The sequence below is a fragment of the Halalkalicoccus sp. NIPERK01 genome (assembly GCF_030287405.1).
GTDB lineage: Archaea > Halobacteriota > Halobacteria > Halobacteriales > Halalkalicoccaceae > Halalkalicoccus.
In genome coordinates this window covers 373,836-390,679 of record NZ_JASVVV010000003.1, presented here as the reverse complement: position 1 = coordinate 390,679, position 16,844 = coordinate 373,836, and the positions used below count along the sequence as shown (strand labels likewise).

Sequence of the window (16,844 nt, the reverse complement as noted above, 5' to 3'; positions counted from 1 at the left end):
GGCTTCAAGGGTCGGTCTAGACGCCGAATTGCCGTCAGAGACGGCGAACGAAACCGCCGCGAGGCGGATATACGACCAGATACTATCCTCTACGGAGAATGGCCGGGAGAGGGGTCCGGATACGATGGAGACCGTAGTGGCACACGAGCAGAAGAGCGGACGATATCGGGCGCTCGGCGTGATAGCGATCGCGGAACTGCTGGTGATGTCGCTCTGGTTCAGCGTGACCGCCGCGGCGCCCGAACTCGCCACCGAGTGGGCGCTCTCGCCCGCCGAAACGGCGTGGTTGACGATCGCCGTCCAGTTGGGGTTCGTCGTCGGCGCGCTCCTGTCGGCCACGCTCACGCTCTCGGACGTGATCCGACCACGGGTGCTGGTCGCGGGATCCGCGTTGCTCGGGGCCGCGTTCACCGTCACGATCGCCGCGTTCGTCGACGCGGCCGCCCCGGCGATCGTTCTCCGGTTCCTGACCGGCATAGCGCTGGCGGGGGTCTATCCGCCGGGGATGAAGCTGATCGCCGGCTGGTTCCGTGCGGGGCGGGGGTTCGCCATCGGCGTCCTCGTCGGCGCGCTCACCGTCGGCTCCGCGCTCCCGCACCTGCTCCGGGCGCTGGGCGGCGTCGGAAACGCGCGAGCCGTCCTGTACGGATCGGCGGGGCTCGCGGTGGTCGGCGGCCTGCTCACGCTGGTCGTCGAGGAGGGGCCCTACCAGTCGCCGGCCGCGCCGTTCGACCCGCGTGCCGTTGGCCGCCTCCTTGGCGATCGACCGACGCTCCTGGCGAACGGCGGCTACTTCGGCCATATGTGGGAGCTGTACGCCGTCTGGACGTGGATTCCGGCGTACCTCGCGGCGAGTCTGGCCGCGAACGGGACGACCGCATCGACCGAGTGGGCGTCGCTGATCGCGTTCGGGACGATCGCCGTCGGCGGGGTCGGCGCCGTACTCGCCGGCCTCGCGGCCGACCGTCTCGGACGGACGACGATCACGAGCGCGAGCATGGTCGCCAGCGCGAGCGCCTGTCTCGCCGCCGGCGTGCTGTTCGGCGCACCGGTCGCCCTCCTCACGCCCTTCGTTCTGGTGTGGGGGTTCGTCGTCGTGGCCGACTCCGCACAGTTCTCCGCCTGCGTGACCGAACTCGCCGAGGAGAGCTACGTCGGCACGGCACTGACGATACAGACGGCGATCGGGTTCTCGCTCACGACGGTGTCGATCCAACTGGTCCCGGTCGCGGCGGCCGCCGTCGGCTGGCGCTGGGCGTTTTCGATCCTCGCGGTCGGTCCGGTGCTCGGGACGCTCGCCATGCTCCGTCTGCGCGCGCGCCCGGAGGCGGCGAACCTCGCGGGTGGACGGCGCTAACCGCTATGCCGACCACTCCCAGTCCTCGACGGCGATGGTCTCGCCCTCGGCGATCCCCTCGCGGTCCTCGGGGACGACCACCCAGCCGTCCGCGAGCGCGACGCTCGAGAGGACGCCCGACCCGCTGACGCGGGTGGGGCGGGCGGTCGTCTCATCGCCGTCCCCGCCCGCACGATCGAGTTTCACCCGTGCGAACGTCCTGATTCCGGGTTCGCTCCTGATCTTGCGTTCGAGACGCGCCTCGGTCGTCGGGTGGTCCTCGCAAGGCATTCCGCCCGCCCGCTTGAGCGCGGGCCGGAGGAACTGCACCGCGTTGACGATGCAGGCGACGGGGTAGCCCGGCAGCATCAGGACGGGCGTGTCCTCGACGATACCGAGGGCGACTGGGTGGCCCGGTTTGAGGGCGACCCCGTGGACGAGCACCTCGCCGATCTCGGAGACGACCTCGGGGATGAGGTCCCGTTCGCCCACCGAGGATCCTCCGGTAGTGACGATCAGGTCCTTCGTGAGGTCGCGCTGGATCGCCGCCCGCAGCGCCTCGGGGTCGTCGGTGACGATCTCCCGGTAGGTGGGCCGCCCGCCCCAGCGGTCGACGAACCGCGAGACCGTCAGCGCGTTGGTCTCGATCACCTCCCCGGGGGCGGGATCCGACTGGACGAGTTCCTCGCCCGTCGGGACCACCGCGACCGTGGGCCGCTCGCGGACCTCGACCTCGGTCAGCCCCACCGACTTGAGGAGGCCGAGATCCGAGGGACGAACTCGATGTCCTGGCTCGTAGAGCGTCTGGCCCTCCGAGACGTCTTCTCCTACTGGCCCGACGTTCTCGCCCTCGGCGACGGCGTCGCTGACTTCGAGTTCGTCGCGGACCTCGCTGACCTGCTCGATCATCACGACCGCGTCGGCCCCCGCGGGGAGTTCGCTGCCGGTGTGTACGCGGACGGCGGTGTCGGGGCCGATCTCCTCACCCGCCCGCAGGAGGTTCGGCGAGCGGTCGCTCGCGCCGAAGGTGTCCTCGGCGCGCACCGCGTAGCCGTCCATCGCCGCCCGGTCGTAGCCCGGCACCGGGTTGGGGGCGCTCACCGTCGTCGCGAGCGTGCGGCCGTCGGCGCTCGCGAGCGGGACGCGCTCGGTCCGGTCGTGTGGCGTGACCCGATCGAGCAGGCGCTCGCGGGCCGCCTCGACGCGCGTTCGCTCCTTGAACCCCGCGTGTCGGAGGTCGTCGTGGCTCATGTAGGTGGGTTGCGGGCGCGGGACCAAAAGCACACGTCGTCGACACGCTCGTCTCACGGGACCGTGCGGTCCGGCGGCGATCGTTCCCTCCCCGTCCCCGTGCTCGCGGTCCTCACGGCCGTCGCACCCGGATCGCCGGTCGGCACCGCGTTCGTGCTCGGCGCGTGACCGCGGGCTTTTTCGCCCCCGCCGCCGTAGCGCCGGGTATGTCAGCGCTGCGCGAGGCACTCCGGGAGTTGCCCGAGGCCGTTTTCGCGGATCTGCTCGAACGCGACGAGGAGTACCTGGTGGTGCTCGACCTGCCGGGCGCGACGCGCGAGAGCACCGAGGTCACCGCCGAGGACCGCCGGGTGCGGATCGAGGCCCGCCGCGAGAAGGACGCCCCGCAGGGCTTCGAGTACCTCCGGGAGGAGCGCTCGCTCTTTCTGGACGTCGACCTCCCGTTGCCCCCGGACGCGATCGGCGAGGAGGCCCACGCGACGATCGAGCGCGGCGTGCTCGAACTGTACGTCCCCCGTCGTGAGCCGGCCGAGGCGACGACCATCCCCATCGAGGACGCCTAGGCGGGGATGGTACGGCTCCGTGCGTACCGACGGTTCTTCGTCGTCGCGTGGCAGTTCCTCCCGCTCCTGTGGGCGTATACGCGTGATCGCAATCGGTTCGTGTTCTTCGGGAGCGCCCGGCAGGTCGACGTCGAGACCCAGCGCGAGCGGGCCAACCGCCTGCTGGAGTCGCTGCTGACCCTCGGGCCGACGTTCATCAAGCTCGGCCAACTGCTCTCGACGCGCCCGGACGTCCTCCCGCCGGCGTACATCGACGAACTCTCGAAACTGCAGGACGAGGTGCCCCCCGCCGAGTGGGAGGAGGCCCGACGGGTTCTCGAAACGGACCTCGGGCCCGTCGAGGAGCGCTTCGAGGAGTTCAACCGGAACGCGATCAGCGGCGCGAGCCTCGGGCAGGTCTACCGGGCGTACATCGACGATCGGCTCGTCGCGGTCAAGGTCCGCCGGCCGGGGATCGAGTCGCTGATCGAGGCCGATCTGCGGGTGATCAAGTTCTCGCTGCCGCTCCTGTTGCGGTTCGTCCAGGACGCCCAGGCGTTCTCGCTCGAGAACCTCGCCGACGAGTTCGCGAAGACGATCCGCGAGGAGATGGACTACGAGCGGGAGGCCGACATGCTCCGGGAGATCCGCGCCAACTTCGAGGACAACGACCGGGTTCTGATCCCCGAGATCGTCGACACCCACTCGACGGGGCGGGTGCTCACGATGGAGTACATCGGCGGGACGAAGATCAGCAACGTCCGCGAACTCGACGAGCGGGGGATCGACCGCCACGAACTCGCCGAGACCCTTCAACGAACGTACCTCCAGATGATCGTCGACGACGGCGTCTTCCACGCCGATCCCCACCCGGGCAACCTCGCCGTTCGCGAGGACGGGGCGATCGTCTTCTACGACTTCGGGATGAGCGGGCGGGTCGATTCGTTCATCCAGAACAAGATCGTCGAGTTCTACATCGCCGTGGCCAACCAGGACATCGACGCCATTCTGGATACCTTGATCGAGATGGGTACCCTGAGCCCGGAGGCGGACCGGCAGGTGATGGGCGACGTGATGGAACTCGCCATCGCGGACGTTCGAGGCGAGCAGATCGAGCAGTACCGCGTCAACCAGATCATCAGCCAGATCGAGAACACGATCTACGAGTTCCCCCTCAGACTCCCGTCGAACCTCGCGCTCGTCCTCCGGGTCGCGACGGTCGTCGAGGGGGTGTGTGTCACGCTCGATCCCGACTTCGACTTCATCGAGACCGCGACGGAGTACCTCACCGAGGAGGGCTACCGCGAGGAGACCGCCCGTCAGTTCGCCGAGGAGACCGGCCGGGAACTGTGGGAGTCGACGCAGGCGTCGATCCGCCTGCCTCAGACCGCGGACCGAACGCTCGCGCAGCTCGAACGCGGGGACGTCACGATCAACGTCGACATCGAGGACCCGAACGACGTCTTCGACCGGTTCGCCAAGCGGCTGATCTATGGACTACTGCTCTCGGTGACGCTGATCTCGACGTCCATCATCTACTCGTTTCGGGCGTGGCAGCCCGCGGTCGTCCCCGCGTTGCTCTCGGTGTTCATCGTCTACGTGCTCTATCGCTCCTTCACGAAGCGCCGCAAGGGGATCCGCGCGCGCCCGCAGTTCACCCGCCAGAGCATGCGCCAACGGCGCGAGGAATGAACCCATGACCGATAGCGACTCCCCACGACCGTGACCTACGAGATCGAAACCGAACCGCCGACCCCCGCGGAGTTCGTCTCGCTTCGCCGGGCCGCCGGTCTGAACGCCCACACCGAGGAGGCCGCTCGCCGCGGGCTCGGCAACGAGCTGTTCGCGGTAACTGTACGAGAGGGGACGCAAGCGGTCGCGATGGGACGGATCGTCGGTGACGGCGCCACCGTCTACCAACTCGTGGATATCGCGGTTCACCCCGATCACCAAGGCGAGGGCCTCGGCCGGCGAGTGGTCGAACGACTGCTCGCGTATCTGGACGACAACGCCCCCGAGACGGCCTACGTCAACCTGATCGCGAACGTTCCGGAGTTCTACGAGCGATTCGGGTTCGAGACGTGCGCGCCCGAACTGGTGGGGATGGATCGGCAAGGTTGAGGTGGGGTCGGACGTAGCCCCGCTATGGAGATCGCGCCCTTCGGACTCGAACGCTGGTTCGACGAGTACGAACACGACGCCGAGATCATGCTCGCCGAGAGCGGGATCCGCAGTCTGGAGGCGAACCGCTTCGACACCGACCCCGGCGAACTCGGCTACGTGATCCCGACGGACGGCGATCCCGAGTTCCGTGCCGAGATCGCTGCGCGCTACGGTCGCGACGCCGAGGAGGTCTGTTTCACCTGTGGGACCCAGGAGGCGAACTACCTCGTCTTCCGGTCGCTGCTCGAACCCGGGGACCATACGGTCGTCGTCACGCCGACCTACCAGGCGCTTTCGGCGGTGCCCGAGTCGATCTGTGACGTCTCGCGGGTGAGCCTCTCAGTACCCGACTGGGGGCTCGACGTCGATACGGTCGCGGAGGCGATCCGCCCCGAGACCCGCCTGCTCGTGCTGAACAACCCGAACAACCCGACCGGAAGATATCATTCGAAGGAAACGGTGGAAGCACTGTACGAGTTGGCCGAGGAGAACGACGCCTACCTGCTGTGTGACGAGGTCTACCGATTGCTCTGTGAGGACCCCCTCCCCCCCGTCGCGTCGATGGGCGAACACGGCATCAGCACGGCGAGCCTGACGAAGGCCTACGGCCTCGCGGGGTTGCGCTTCGGCTGGATCGCCGGCCCCGAGGAGGTGATCGAGGGCGCGGTGCGCTGGAAGGACTACACCACGATCTCGCCCTCCGTTTTCGGCCAGCACGTCGCGAGACAGGCGCTGGGCGAGCGGGAGGGGGCGATCCTCGCGGAGAACCGCGAGTTGGCGCGCGAGCACCACGATATGGTCGCCGAGTGGATCGACGAACACGGGCTGGAGTGGCACGATCCAGTGGGAGTAAACGGGTTCGTGACCGTCCCCGACGGGTTCGACTCCGGGAAGGAGTTCTGTCGAGCGGTCGTCGAGGCCGAGGGCGTCGTGCTCGCGCCGGGGGAGTTCTTCGGGTTCGAGGACTATTTCCGGATCGGCTTCGGACTTCCGACCGCGGAGTTGGAGGAGGGACTGACGCGGGTCGGGCGTGTGATCGAGGACCACGAGTAGCGCGTTCCAAACCACTTATACAGCTACCGTGGGTAGCGAAGCGCATGGTAACGCAGCAAAAGCAGGTCCGCGATCTCCAGGAGGGCGGCTATGTGATGATGGACGGTGCCGCGTGCAAGATCACCCACTACAGCACGGCGAAACCGGGCAAACACGGCAGCGCGAAGGCCCGCGTCGAGGGCAAGGGGGTCTTCGACGGCAAGAAACGCAGTTTCTCCCAGCCCGTCGACGCAAAAATTAGAGTACCGATAATCGAGCGAAAGCAGGGGCAGGTCATCAACGTCGAGAGCGACACCGTCGCGCAGGTGATGGACCTCGATACCTACGAGACGATCACGATCAGCACCCCCTCGGACGCGGACCTCTCGTCCGAGGACAGCATCGAGTTCCTCGAGATGGAAGGGCAGCGGAAGATCGTCTGATGTTCCCCGGCGCGTCGACCGCGCGCGAGGACGCCGACTACGCGATCGTCGGCGCGCCGCTCGACGTCTCGACGACCTTCCAGCCGGGAGCCCGGTTCGGCCCCGACCGGATCCGGCGGTTCGCCGAGACGTTCGACGACTACGACCGGCGTACCGACCGGCACTTCTCGGACCTCTCCGTTCACGACCACGGCGACGTCCGCGCCTGGACCGACGCCGCCGAGTACGTCGAGCACCTCTCGGGCGTGGTTCGGGACGTCGTCTGGGACGACGCCGTCCCCCTGCTTCTGGGCGGCGAGCACACCGTCAGCGCCGCGGGCGTCGACGCGACCGATCCCGACCTGTTCGTCTGTCTGGACGCCCACCTCGACCTCCGCGAGGAGTACGACGGCGACGAGTGGTCCCACGCGTGCGTGACCCGCCGCGCGCTCGAAACCGCCGAGGAGGCGATCGTCGTCGGCGCGCGAACGGGGAGCGAGGAGGAGTGGGACCGCGCCGCCGCGGAGGACGTTACCGTCGTCCCGCCCGAGGAGGTCGGCGCGTGGCTCCGGGCGGTCAAAGAAGGGGAGCGCGATCCGTTCGCGGGGAGGGACGTCTACCTGAGCGTCGACGTCGACGGGGCGGACCCGGCGTTCGCGCCGGGGACGGGCACGATGGAGCCGTTCGGCCTGACGCCGCGGGAGATGCGCGGGGTCGTCCGCGCCGCGGCACCCCACTGCGTGGGGTTCGACGTGGTCGAGGTCAACGACCGCGACGACGGCCAGGCGGCGGCGCTCGGTGGAAAGTTACTCAGGGAGTTCGTCGCTACACACGCCCATGGAACTGACGGAACTGTGTGAGCGCTACGACGACCGCCTCCGGACCGAGGCGTTCGACGGGATCGACGCGAGCGCCAACGGGTTGCAGGTCGGCCGCGAGGGAGAACTCGACCACGCCGCCTTCGCGGTCGACGCCGCACGCGAGACGATCGATCGGGCGGCCGAGGCGGGCGCGGACGTCCTCTGTGTGCATCACGGCCTCTCGTGGGGCGGCATAGAGCGAGTAACGGGTCGGAGTTACGACCGGATCGCCGCGTTGATCGAGAACGACATGGCGCTGTACGTCTCTCACCTCCCGCTCGACGCCCACCCCGACCTCGGGAACGCCGCCGGCGTCGCCGACCACCTCGGACTCGGGAGTCGGGAGCCGTTCGGGTCGCTCGAGTCCGAGACGATCGGGCTGGCCGGGCGTGCGTCCTCGACGTACAGCGCGGCGGGGCTCGAGGACCGGCTCTCGGACCTCGACACCGGCGGAGGGGCCGTCCGCGTGCTGGATTTCGGTCCAGAGGACGTAGAGGACGTCGCGATCGTCACCGGGAGCGGGGCCGACTGGCTCGCGGAGGCCGTCGAACGGGGTGTAGACGCGTTCGTGACCGGCGAGGGAAAACAGAAGGTCTACCACGAGGCGCGGGAGGCCGGCGTGACGGTCGTCCTCGCGGGCCACTACGCGACCGAGACGTTCGGCGTCCGATCGCTGCGGGCGCTGGCGGACGACTGGGGGCTCGAAACGACGTGGATCGACGCCCCGACGGGCATGTAGCCATAGTCCAGCCTGAAATACGCTCGTGGAATCGCGCTACAGTGACTCCTCAACGAAATCCGACGCTAATTCTTGATAGGCCGCGTGTTCGGCGTACTCTTCGACGAAGGGCTGTCGATGGTACCGAACGCTCCCGCTTCGGGGATCGTATTCGACCACATCGAGCTGCTCGAGCCGCGGGATCGCCCTCTCAATAAGGAGTGATTTGAGAGCAGCACCGCCGACCAGTGACGGTCGCTTGCTCTCGTGGGCTGCAAGCGTTTGAATCCCTGTGACCAACTCCCTTATCGAGATACTGGAGTCGGATGCCGCCAGGAAATAGTAGATGATATAGCGGCACGACTGCGATGAAAGCGCCTCGAAGACGGCTGAGTGAGCTGTTGCCCCGCCAAAGACATCCCTTTCAGAGGAAACAACTGATTCGATGTCGCTACTCATCGTTACCACTCCGTGTGTGTCGACGTTCGGCTGGTGAATACCGGTTCATTGTGTCAGAGGCACCTGTTAGGAGCGCCCACCTCCGAGAGGTTATGAGCGCAGCGGTCTCAGTCGCGTTCCTATACCCCGTCACCTCTCGGACGGCAGACGCTGAGCCGTACCTACGTCATCGACTATTGAAATCATCGAGGTTGATGCACAAACCCATTTATGCCTTCTTGTTTGACGGTGTAGTGTACTCCTATGGTGATTACATGAGTATTATCGCTGAATTTACCGTCCCAGCGGACCAATTTGCCCTGTACGAGACACTCAGCACGGCGACGGACATGATCGTCGAGGTCGAACGGGTCGTCTCCCATGGCCCCGATCGGATCATGCCGTATTTCTGGACCTCTGACGGGGATCACGAGACGTTCGAGGCCGCAGCGAGGGACGATCCATCGGTTGAAGACCTCACGAGGATCGACGAACTCGAGACCGCGGTCTTATATCGTGCGAATTGGATCCGGGACGTCGAATCGGTCGTCTACGCGTATACTGAGACAGGGGCGATCCTCCTCTCTGCGACCGGCCGTAACGAACGCTGGGAGCTGCAACTCCGATTCGATTCGGAGGATGATCTCACCCAGTTCAGCGATTACATCACGGCGAACGAGTTCGAGCTCGATCTCACTCGACTGTATCGTCCCTCGTCTCCAACAACCGACTTGCATGCCGTGCTCACGGAGACTCAGCGTGAAACGCTGGTTGCAGCGTTGCGATCAGGATACTACGAGATTCCACGGGAAACGGCGCTGAGTGAATTAGCGGAGGAGTTCGAGATCTCCTCACAGGCCCTCTCGAATCGCTTTCGCCGGGCACATAAGGCGTTAGCGGAGAATGCGGTTCTCATCACCCCACCAGATGGCTGACGACGGGCTCCCCTCTTTGTTGCTGGTCGAATGCTGTCGATATGGTCGACAGTCATTCCCTTCTGGAGACGAACGAGGATCAGAACGGAGTCTCGACAGCGAGCGAGTTGCTTGGTTAGTTACCCTCGCTACCGTTTCCGATTCGAACAGATCCCTGACGACACACCGAGTACTGTTCGGGTAGGAAATTTCCCACCCATTTACGGAGGATACATGACCGAACGGCCACTTCCTTCCTTTGTGATACCGTACTAACGAATACGACCTACATAGATATTTGCGAGTGGGGTGTATCGGTGGCGGACTCGGTTACAGCCACATTCAATCGAATTAAAAATGATGGTGATCCTTTGCTGAGGCCAGTTCTGTGTCGACCTGCCCGCCGATACAGACCCACTCATCTCCTTGCTATCGCAACTGACCAACTTTGGACGGAAAGAGTGCGCCAGAGAGCGTGTAAAACATCCGACAAGGAGGAAGGGTCTCAGAGTGCCTCTGGCGTCGTCCTCAGCCCGAGTCCTGCACTCATGATTTGCGAGGTGCTCTGACGTGCCTTGCGGCTCTTTCGTGTGGCTATAGCCACCCGATGTCGCCTTTTAGTCCGAGCCGAAACGTGACAAAAATCGTCGGGGTTCGGGCCGATAAATGGGTCACTAATCGGTATATAATAAAAATAAATTCATAATACGCGTAATTAACTGGTGGATAGTAATACGCTATCGGCGAGTGGTGGGTAGTGTATTCCCCGTCCGGGTCCGCTGACCCGAACGGAGGGGTACAGATCGGTCGACAACACACATCGGACCCACGTTCGCCCGGGTCGGTATCCTGGCAGAGACCGACCCCGACGGCGAACCGGCGGGACGACCCGTACCATCCGATGCGGGGGTCGTCCCCCCATGGCTATTCCCCCTTCCCCTTTCCGGTGTTTCATCGAACGGTTGAAACCCGCCGCGCGTCCAGACGTGATATGACCGAGGAGACACCACCCCGCGAGGAGTTCGCGCACGACCCGATCGGCCACACGAGCGTTCACGCCGGGATGAGCGTCGGCGAACTCGCCGCGGAGTACGGCAACGCGGGGATCGGCGCGGCCGACCTCCATCGCGCAGTCGAAATCACGGAGCGGATGTTCGGCGAGAGGGACGTCAGCGTCTTCTTCGGGCTGGCGGGCGCGATGGTGCCGACGGGGATGCGTCGCCTCGTCGTCGACCTGATCCGCGACGGCTACGTCGACGCGCTCGTGACGACCGGCGCGAACCTCACCCACGACGCGATCGAGGGGATCGGCGGCAAACACCACCACGGGGCCGTCCACGGTGACGGCGAGGGCACCGAGCGCGATCACGACGAGACCCTCCGAGACGAGTGGGTCGACCGGATCTACAACGTCTACCTGCCCCAGGAACACTTCACGCTGCTCGAAACCCACCTCCGCGAGGAGGTGTTCCCGTCGTTCGAGGGAACGGTCTCGATCCGGGAACTCACGGCCGAACTGGGTCGGGCGACCGCCGCGGTAAACGAGGAAGAGGGGATCGACGAGGACGCCGGGATCGCCGCGGCGGCCTACGAGGAGGACGTGCCGATCTACTGTCCGGCGATTCAGGACTCCGTGCTGGGCCTGCAGGCGTGGATGTACTCCCAGACCTCCGAGTTCTCACTCGACGCGCTCTCCGATATGACCCACCTGAACGACCTCGCCTACCACGCCGACCGGTCGGGCGCGTTCGTCGTCGGCGGGGGCGTCCCGAAGAACTACGTCCTGCAGACGATGCTCGTGACGCCGACGGCCTACGACTACGCCGTCCAGTTGACGATGGACCCCCCGCAGACGGGCGGGCTCTCGGGTGCGACGCTCGACGAGGCCCGGTCGTGGGGCAAGATCGAGAAGGCGGGGGAGAACGCCTCCGTCTACGCGGACGCGACGATCACCCTGCCGCTCGTCGTGGCGGCGGCCCGCGAACGGGTCGAACAGTAGAGAAGGTGGATGAATCCCTGAATGGTGCCTCTGACATCGGTCGCGGGACCCGGACGGCGGTGACACACGAGCATCCAAACGAGCACCACGGTCGACACCCAGTTACGGAACTCGTCGGGCCGCAGGCGAGCATAGGACTGCGGGGTGCATCGGCCTATCCGTTCACCGCTGAAGAGGTTTATACCGTCAGGGGGGAGAGGCCGCCAGCCCCGTGCGTTCGAGCAGCGTCGCCTGGCCGCGTCTGAGTCGGCCCGCGACCGCCCGCGCGGAGATGCCCAGTTCCTCGGCGACGTCCCCGAGGGTCGCCCGACGCGGTTCCTCGAAGTAGCCCCGCCGATACGCGACCGAGAGCGCCTCGCGCTGTTCCGCGGTGAGGCCGTATCGCTCCGTCTCGGGCGACACCGACGTCGAGATCCGGGTGAGCGACAGGGGAACGTCGCGTTCGTCACAGAACGTCCGGAACTCGGTGGTGGCGGCCCGGTCGTCGAACCGGATCTCGAAGTGCCACTCCTCGGACGTCGCCCGCGCGTCGAGCAGCGTCCCGCCGCTCCGGACGATGGCGAAGAGCGTGCGGGCGGCCTCGCGGTTCCACCGGGCGGCGAAGAGCGCCCCGTCCTCAACTCGGTCGACGACCGTGATCCGCTCGATCGCGTCTTCGGTCTCGGCGGCCGCCAGGAACGCCTCGGGGTCGAGGTGCCACACCCAGAAGAAGGGCATGACGGTGTCGTCGGTCGGCACGACCCGATCGAGTTCGAGGAGCGCATCGGGGTCGCCGCCCAGCGACCGGCCGAGCGCGCAGGAACTCGCGGGAACGGTGAACTCGATGACGGTGCTCATCACGTCCTATGGCACTCGGATCAGCATACACCTATCGCTCGCCGAGATCCGAGGGGGCCGACGTGCCCGGAAGGACAACCGTCTTGCCCCCGCCGCGGGTAGTCGCAACCGGCCGATGACGAGCACCCTCCCGAGCGCGTCTAGGCAGCGCGCGATGACGAGCCCTATGAGTGCCGAGGCCGAACTACTACCGACTGTTCATGGCTCGGTTCGGCGTTTCGATCAATCCTCCACGGCCGTTTCAGACGTCTCACGTATCGAACCTCGGCGTGATTCGGAGTCGTCGGTTCGTTCGTCGGCGTCCGGTATCTGCCGCGGCAGGAACGTCGATGCGATGAGCAGGAGCAGCACGAACAGCACGAGGAGGAGCAGCGCCGCCCGTTGAGCGTCGAACATCGCGGCCTCGAAGATACCCTCGAGCAGTTGTCGTTGCGTCGGAGTGAGCTGGTCCAGGAAGCGTTGTTGGGTGGCTTCGGTTGCCGTCTCCGCTGCGTCCTCGAGAGCGATCACCAGCTCGTTTCGTTGCTCCGTCGAAACGGTCACGTGTTCCGCTCGGAGCACTCTGTCGACGACACCACCGTAGAAGTGTCCGAGAAAGTACGAGCCGACGACTGCTGTCCCCATGGCGAATCCGATCGAACTGCTCACGTTCAGGACGCCGGACGCCTCGGCGGAGTCCGCGGTCGGAACGGCCGACATCGTCATGTTGGAGATCTGTGCCAGTATGAGTCCGACGCCGGTTCCATACAGCGCCACCGGGATGACCATCCTGCCGATCGTCTGATCGGGGCCCGTCTGCTCGTACAACAGCACCAGTCCGAGGCCGATACACACGATACCGACCTGGATGAGCGTCTTCGGCGAGACGTACTTGCGCCAGTCGGTCGTAAACGCCGCAAAGAGGACCGACGTAAGAGAGTACGGTAACAACGCGACCCCGGTTTCGAAGGCGGTGGATCCGAGTACCGCCTGAAGGTAGACCGGAAAGATGAACAGGAAGCCAGCCGAGACGATCGAGCGAACATTGTACGTGATGACACCGGCTAAAAAGGATCGGTTCGTCAGGACGTGCAGCGGGACGAGCGGCGACTTCCCCGCACGTTCCATGTGGCGTTCGTACTGAACGAACGCGGCGAACGCGAGCAATCCGACACCAAGGAGCCAGATCGCCGGCGACGTCCCAAGCGGGTTGAACTGCATCTCGCCGACGAAGAACGGCCGCCGTTCGACCAACCACCCGTACTTCCCGCTGAGAAGGAACCCGGTGACGAGCGACGTCGCGCCGACGATGGTCAGCGCCGTCCCGCCTTTATCCAGCGAACCGCGCGTTTCCGACAGCGGATTCGGACGCACGTATCGAACGAAGTAGAGAATAACCCCCACACCGACGAGTTGGAGCGTAAATCCCCACCGCCAACTCGCGTACGTGGTGAGTGCGCCACCGATGATCGGTCCGAGCGTCGATCCGACCCCGCTCACGCCGGCCAGCAGTCCGAACGCCTTCGCCCGGTCATCGTCCTCGTAACTGACCGTCAGTACAGTGAACGTCAGGGGAAATATCACGGCGGCCGCGGAACCCTGGACGAGCGACCAGCCGAGATAGAGGATCGTCGTGTTCCAGCTAATCGCCGCCACCAGCGTTCCACCGGCGTAGACGATCAGTGCAACCGCCATTACGCGCCGAGGACTACGCCGAGATGGCAGCGTACCGGCCGGGAGAATCAGCGCCGCTATCACCAGCGAGTAGAGCGAAACCGCCCCCTGAATCACGGTGACCGAGGTATCGAACTCCGCCACCATCGTGGGGATCGCCACGTTCATCAGGGACGCGTTGACGACCACGATGAACGTCGTCAGACTCACGGCGATCGCCGGGGCCCAGTATCGTACTCCCGTTTCAAAGTCCGTAGGGGGACGAGAACTCCCGTTGGAAGCAGACCCATCTCGGGGCATACAGCGGTCTACTGTTTTAGATTGTCAAATGACATGAAGCTTCCGTACGAACTCGTCGAAGCGGACGAGGAGAATGTCGCATCCAACGGACGGGACACAGGAGAACGCGCCGCGTTAGCGGTCGCAAAAGGGCGCAAGTAGCTCTTCTGACGGACCACCTCGCCACCCGAGAGGTGACTTCCGACGCGGGCGTCGAAGTACACGGTTCCATCGGCGTCATCGCGCTCGGTTACGGCCACGGATCGCTCGACAGAGACGAAGCGGCATCGCATATGCGAGCACTCCAGCGTGAGACGAGTCTCTTCGTGACCGAGGCGGTCGTGGAGCGAGGCATCCGAATGCTGGATGAGCAGTAACGGGACGAGCGGTCCCTATAGACGTGCTAAACACGTTCACTACGAATCGAGAACGAGTCGTGAGTTCCGAGGCCACCCCCGACCGGCAACATCCGAACCTACCCGAACATTCATTATAGATACGGCCATCGGGTGAGGCACAGATGTCGGTAGTACGTGTCCACGACTGATTCTCGCCGCGCGCATCGCCCCACGACCACGGACGCCGACACGCCATGAGCAGCACGCACCCACAGCCGACGGTCACGACCGAATCGCCACCGATCACCACCGCGAGCGACACCCGAGAGACGGCGGCTGGAGCGCCGGCCACCTTCGACACCGGCTGTCGTCGCCGACTGGTCTGTCTGATCGACGCCGAGAACCAGTCGGTCTCGCCCGCCCACGGAGCCCGACCCGAGTGAGCGATGCCGCATCCCGTTCCGGTATCCGTCCGCCGCGTGATACGCGGATCGTGAGGCGCGCTGGCGACAGATCGAGAGGTCCGGGTACGGATAACGGATCAGTCCGATCGGTTCGGACGCGGCTCGCTCACAACGAGACCCGCCGCAGGTCGCTCTCTACCTCCTCGACGTGGTCGTTGTACGCCTCGACGAACCCGCGGAAGTCGGGGACGTGCTCGCGGATGTCCGCCGCCGAGGGCGGTCCGTACTGCGAGAGCAGGTAGATCCCCCCGGAGCCGCCGACCCGCAGGTAGGACGCCCGGTCGCGCTCGCGTTTCAGTTCCCAGCGGGTGCCCGACACCCGCGCGGCGAACGTGCCGTACTCGCCGCCCTCGTAGCGGTGGAGTTCGCCCGCGATCCAGTCGCACGCCTCTCGAACGCGTCCGAGAACCCGGTCGCGCTGGGCGACGACGCCGTCGGTGGGTTCGATTTCGGGGAACTCGACTTCCACGTCGTCAAGGACGCCGTCAAGCGATCGGACGTGGTCGTTGAACGCGGCGACGAACGCCCCGTAGTCCGAGAGGGCCTCGGCCAGCGCCTCGGGGTCCGGCGGCCGTTTCGTCGAGACGACGTAGGTCTCCGGACCAGAATCCGGATCGTACCGGAGGTACTGCAGGTCGCCGGCCTCGTACTTCACGGTCCACTCGCCGCGGGCGGTCGGGAAGGTCCGTTGGCCGTACTCACCCCCCTGAAGCCGGGCGAGCCGGTAGGCGATCCGGCCGGCGTGCTCGCGCACCCCCTCGACGAGTTCGTCGCGCCGGGCGGCGACCCCCTCGATCCCGTCCACATCGGGCCACTCGGACATGCGCGAGGGTAGGGGTCGACGCGGGATATACTGCCGGTCGCACGCGCCCGCCGGGCGACGAGCGGGGGAGAGCATTCGTTTAGCGGGACCCAGCGGACGGAACGACGCGCCGGTCGTGGATTACCGCTCCGCCCGCACGCGCTCGCGCACCCCGAGCGTCGGCGGCTCGTCGGCCGTCACAACGGTGATCGCGTAGCCCCCTCCGATCACGCCCACGAGAACGGCGGCGATGATCGACAGGGCGTGAAGCGCGGTCGCCTCGGCGATCCCGAAGGGAAGCCACGTCCAGAGGATCCCGGTCATGCCGAAGACCACCCCGAGGCCGGCGAGCCACACGCCCAGCGGCGTGCCGTCGGCCCACTGAACGATCCAGAGCAACAGGCCACAGACGACCGCGCTCGCGACGACGACCGCGAGGAGGAACGTGGCGAACTCCAGAACCGAGACGGTCGCCCCCGGCATCGTCGTGGTCGAGAGGAAATCGAACCCCCGCGAGAGCGCCCACCCGATCGCGGCGAAGGCGGTGTCGAGCGCGCCCGCGGCCGCGAGGAACCCGTCGCGGGCCAGTTCGAAGGCCGTTCCTCGAACGCTCGCGAGCCGTGCCGGGTCGAGATACGCCGTCCCGTAGGCGACGGCGTGGACCGCCCCGATCAGCGCGACGAGCGCGACGACGACGTACGGCACCCGCCGCGTCAGCCAGACGGCTCCCGCTACGAGCACGAGCGCGAGCGCTACCATCCCCCCCGTCACTGTCACCCCACCTAGTTCGAACATC

The 16,844-nt window shown here is 66.0% G+C and carries 18 protein-coding genes; 12 read left to right on the top strand and 6 right to left on the bottom strand.

The window, feature by feature from the left end:
- The first annotated feature begins 124 nt into the window (after positions 1-124).
- Complete coding sequence (locus tag QRT08_RS11605; RefSeq protein ID WP_286046117.1) at positions 125-1,357, top strand: MFS transporter; 1,233 nt, start codon at positions 125-127, stop codon at positions 1,355-1,357.
- A gap of 3 nt (positions 1,358-1,360) precedes the next feature.
- On the opposite strand, the gene QRT08_RS11600 is transcribed toward QRT08_RS11605, so the two are convergent.
- Positions 1,361-2,587 carry a molybdopterin molybdotransferase MoeA gene (locus QRT08_RS11600; RefSeq protein WP_286046115.1) on the bottom strand — a complete coding sequence of 409 codons (1,227 nt, stop codon included), beginning with the start codon at positions 2,585-2,587 and terminating at the stop codon, positions 1,361-1,363.
- A gap of 206 nt (positions 2,588-2,793) precedes the next feature.
- Here QRT08_RS11600 and QRT08_RS11595 point away from each other — a divergent pair, with 206 nt between their 5' ends.
- The 7 genes from QRT08_RS11595 to QRT08_RS11565 are packed head-to-tail and all read left to right on the top strand — an operon-like array spanning position 2,794 to position 8,345.
- Positions 2,794-3,150, top strand: coding sequence for an Hsp20/alpha crystallin family protein (locus QRT08_RS11595; RefSeq protein WP_286046114.1), 357 nt, complete (start codon positions 2,794-2,796; stop codon positions 3,148-3,150).
- A gap of 6 nt (positions 3,151-3,156) precedes the next feature.
- Complete coding sequence (locus QRT08_RS11590; protein WP_286046113.1) at positions 3,157-4,821, top strand: ABC1 kinase family protein; 1,665 nt, start codon at positions 3,157-3,159, stop codon at positions 4,819-4,821.
- A gap of 30 nt (positions 4,822-4,851) precedes the next feature.
- Positions 4,852-5,250, top strand: coding sequence for a GNAT family N-acetyltransferase (locus QRT08_RS11585; protein ID WP_286046112.1), 399 nt, complete (start codon positions 4,852-4,854; stop codon positions 5,248-5,250).
- A gap of 24 nt (positions 5,251-5,274) precedes the next feature.
- Positions 5,275-6,345 (top strand): aminotransferase class I/II-fold pyridoxal phosphate-dependent enzyme, encoded by a 1,071-nt coding sequence (locus QRT08_RS11580; RefSeq protein WP_286046110.1) that lies wholly within the window; start codon positions 5,275-5,277, stop codon positions 6,343-6,345.
- A gap of 44 nt (positions 6,346-6,389) precedes the next feature.
- Positions 6,390-6,767 (top strand): translation initiation factor IF-5A, encoded by a 378-nt coding sequence (locus QRT08_RS11575; protein WP_286046109.1) that lies wholly within the window; start codon positions 6,390-6,392, stop codon positions 6,765-6,767.
- Positions 6,767-7,606, top strand: a complete 840-nt coding sequence (gene speB / locus QRT08_RS11570; protein ID WP_286046108.1) for an agmatinase — start codon at positions 6,767-6,769, stop codon at positions 7,604-7,606. The genes QRT08_RS11575 and speB overlap by 1 nt, the downstream gene beginning before the upstream one ends.
- The gene (locus QRT08_RS11565; RefSeq protein WP_286046107.1) at positions 7,584-8,345 is read left to right on the top strand and encodes a Nif3-like dinuclear metal center hexameric protein; all 762 of its coding nucleotides are present in this window, start codon (positions 7,584-7,586) and stop codon (positions 8,343-8,345) included. The genes speB and QRT08_RS11565 overlap by 23 nt, the downstream gene beginning before the upstream one ends.
- A 36-nt stretch (positions 8,346-8,381) precedes the next feature.
- Here QRT08_RS11565 and QRT08_RS11560 read toward each other — a convergent pair whose 3' ends face one another.
- Positions 8,382-8,783: a DUF7344 domain-containing protein gene (locus QRT08_RS11560; RefSeq protein WP_286046106.1), complete on the bottom strand. Its 402-nt coding sequence runs from the start codon at positions 8,781-8,783 to the stop codon at positions 8,382-8,384.
- A 194-nt stretch (positions 8,784-8,977) separates the two neighbouring features.
- Between QRT08_RS11560 and QRT08_RS11555 the strand changes: the two genes are divergently transcribed.
- Positions 8,978-9,697, top strand: coding sequence for a helix-turn-helix domain-containing protein (locus QRT08_RS11555; RefSeq protein ID WP_286046105.1), 720 nt, complete (start codon positions 8,978-8,980; stop codon positions 9,695-9,697).
- Positions 9,698-10,667: 970 nt separating this feature from the next.
- Positions 10,668-11,675 (top strand): deoxyhypusine synthase, encoded by a 1,008-nt coding sequence (locus QRT08_RS11550; RefSeq protein WP_286046104.1) that lies wholly within the window; start codon positions 10,668-10,670, stop codon positions 11,673-11,675.
- Positions 11,676-11,861: 186 nt separating this feature from the next.
- On the opposite strand, the gene QRT08_RS11545 is transcribed toward QRT08_RS11550, so the two are convergent.
- Complete coding sequence (locus QRT08_RS11545; RefSeq protein ID WP_286046103.1) at positions 11,862-12,512, bottom strand: helix-turn-helix domain-containing protein; 651 nt, start codon at positions 12,510-12,512, stop codon at positions 11,862-11,864.
- Between the two features lie 222 nt (positions 12,513-12,734).
- Positions 12,735-14,375 carry an MFS transporter gene (locus tag QRT08_RS11540; protein ID WP_286046102.1) on the bottom strand — a complete coding sequence of 547 codons (1,641 nt, stop codon included), beginning with the start codon at positions 14,373-14,375 and terminating at the stop codon, positions 12,735-12,737.
- A 263-nt stretch (positions 14,376-14,638) separates the two neighbouring features.
- On the opposite strand from QRT08_RS11540, the gene QRT08_RS11535 reads away from it, so the two are divergent.
- Both QRT08_RS11535 and QRT08_RS11530 read left to right on the top strand, forming a co-directional pair.
- Entirely contained in the window at positions 14,639-14,821 is a 183-nt protein-coding gene (locus QRT08_RS11535) for a hypothetical protein (protein ID WP_286046101.1), read from the top strand.
- Positions 14,822-15,036: 215 nt separating this feature from the next.
- On the top strand, positions 15,037-15,225 hold the full coding sequence (locus QRT08_RS11530; RefSeq protein WP_286046100.1) for a hypothetical protein: 189 nt from the start codon (positions 15,037-15,039) through the stop codon (positions 15,223-15,225).
- 127 nt (positions 15,226-15,352) lie between these two features.
- On the opposite strand, the gene QRT08_RS11525 is transcribed toward QRT08_RS11530, so the two are convergent.
- A complete protein-coding gene (locus tag QRT08_RS11525) occupies positions 15,353-16,069 on the bottom strand; it encodes a profilin-fold protein (protein WP_286046099.1) in 717 nt (238 codons plus the stop codon).
- A 120-nt stretch (positions 16,070-16,189) separates the two neighbouring features.
- The gene (locus QRT08_RS11520; protein ID WP_286046098.1) at positions 16,190-16,843 is read right to left on the bottom strand and encodes a hypothetical protein; all 654 of its coding nucleotides are present in this window, start codon (positions 16,841-16,843) and stop codon (positions 16,190-16,192) included.
- Between the last annotated feature and the right edge of the window lies 1 nt (position 16,844).

What these genes read in the sequence shown, in the direction of transcription:
- QRT08_RS11595 (WP_286046114.1), top strand. Translation starts at nt 2,794, where the DNA reads ATGTCAGCGCTGCGCGAGGCACTCCGGGAGTTGCCCGAGGCCGTTTTC.
- QRT08_RS11580 (WP_286046110.1), top strand. Translation starts at nt 5,275, where the DNA reads ATGGAGATCGCGCCCTTCGGACTCGAACGCTGGTTCGACGAGTACGAA.
- QRT08_RS11560 (WP_286046106.1), bottom strand. Translation starts at nt 8,783, where the DNA reads ATGAGTAGCGACATCGAATCAGTTGTTTCCTCTGAAAGGGATGTCTTT.
- QRT08_RS11550 (WP_286046104.1), top strand. Translation starts at nt 10,668, where the DNA reads ATGACCGAGGAGACACCACCCCGCGAGGAGTTCGCGCACGACCCGATC.
- QRT08_RS11565 (WP_286046107.1), top strand. Translation starts at nt 7,584, where the DNA reads ATGGAACTGACGGAACTGTGTGAGCGCTACGACGACCGCCTCCGGACC.
- speB (WP_286046108.1), top strand. Translation starts at nt 6,767, where the DNA reads ATGTTCCCCGGCGCGTCGACCGCGCGCGAGGACGCCGACTACGCGATC.
- QRT08_RS11530 (WP_286046100.1), top strand. Translation starts at nt 15,037, where the DNA reads ATGAGCAGCACGCACCCACAGCCGACGGTCACGACCGAATCGCCACCG.
- QRT08_RS11545 (WP_286046103.1), bottom strand. Translation starts at nt 12,512, where the DNA reads ATGAGCACCGTCATCGAGTTCACCGTTCCCGCGAGTTCCTGCGCGCTC.
- QRT08_RS11600 (WP_286046115.1), bottom strand. Translation starts at nt 2,587, where the DNA reads ATGAGCCACGACGACCTCCGACACGCGGGGTTCAAGGAGCGAACGCGC.
- QRT08_RS11520 (WP_286046098.1), bottom strand. Translation starts at nt 16,843, where the DNA reads ATGTTCGAACTAGGTGGGGTGACAGTGACGGGGGGGATGGTAGCGCTC.
- QRT08_RS11525 (WP_286046099.1), bottom strand. Translation starts at nt 16,069, where the DNA reads ATGTCCGAGTGGCCCGATGTGGACGGGATCGAGGGGGTCGCCGCCCGG.
- QRT08_RS11590 (WP_286046113.1), top strand. Translation starts at nt 3,157, where the DNA reads ATGGTACGGCTCCGTGCGTACCGACGGTTCTTCGTCGTCGCGTGGCAG.
- QRT08_RS11575 (WP_286046109.1), top strand. Translation starts at nt 6,390, where the DNA reads ATGGTAACGCAGCAAAAGCAGGTCCGCGATCTCCAGGAGGGCGGCTAT.
- QRT08_RS11555 (WP_286046105.1), top strand. Translation starts at nt 8,978, where the DNA reads ATGCACAAACCCATTTATGCCTTCTTGTTTGACGGTGTAGTGTACTCC.
- QRT08_RS11605 (WP_286046117.1), top strand. Translation starts at nt 125, where the DNA reads ATGGAGACCGTAGTGGCACACGAGCAGAAGAGCGGACGATATCGGGCG.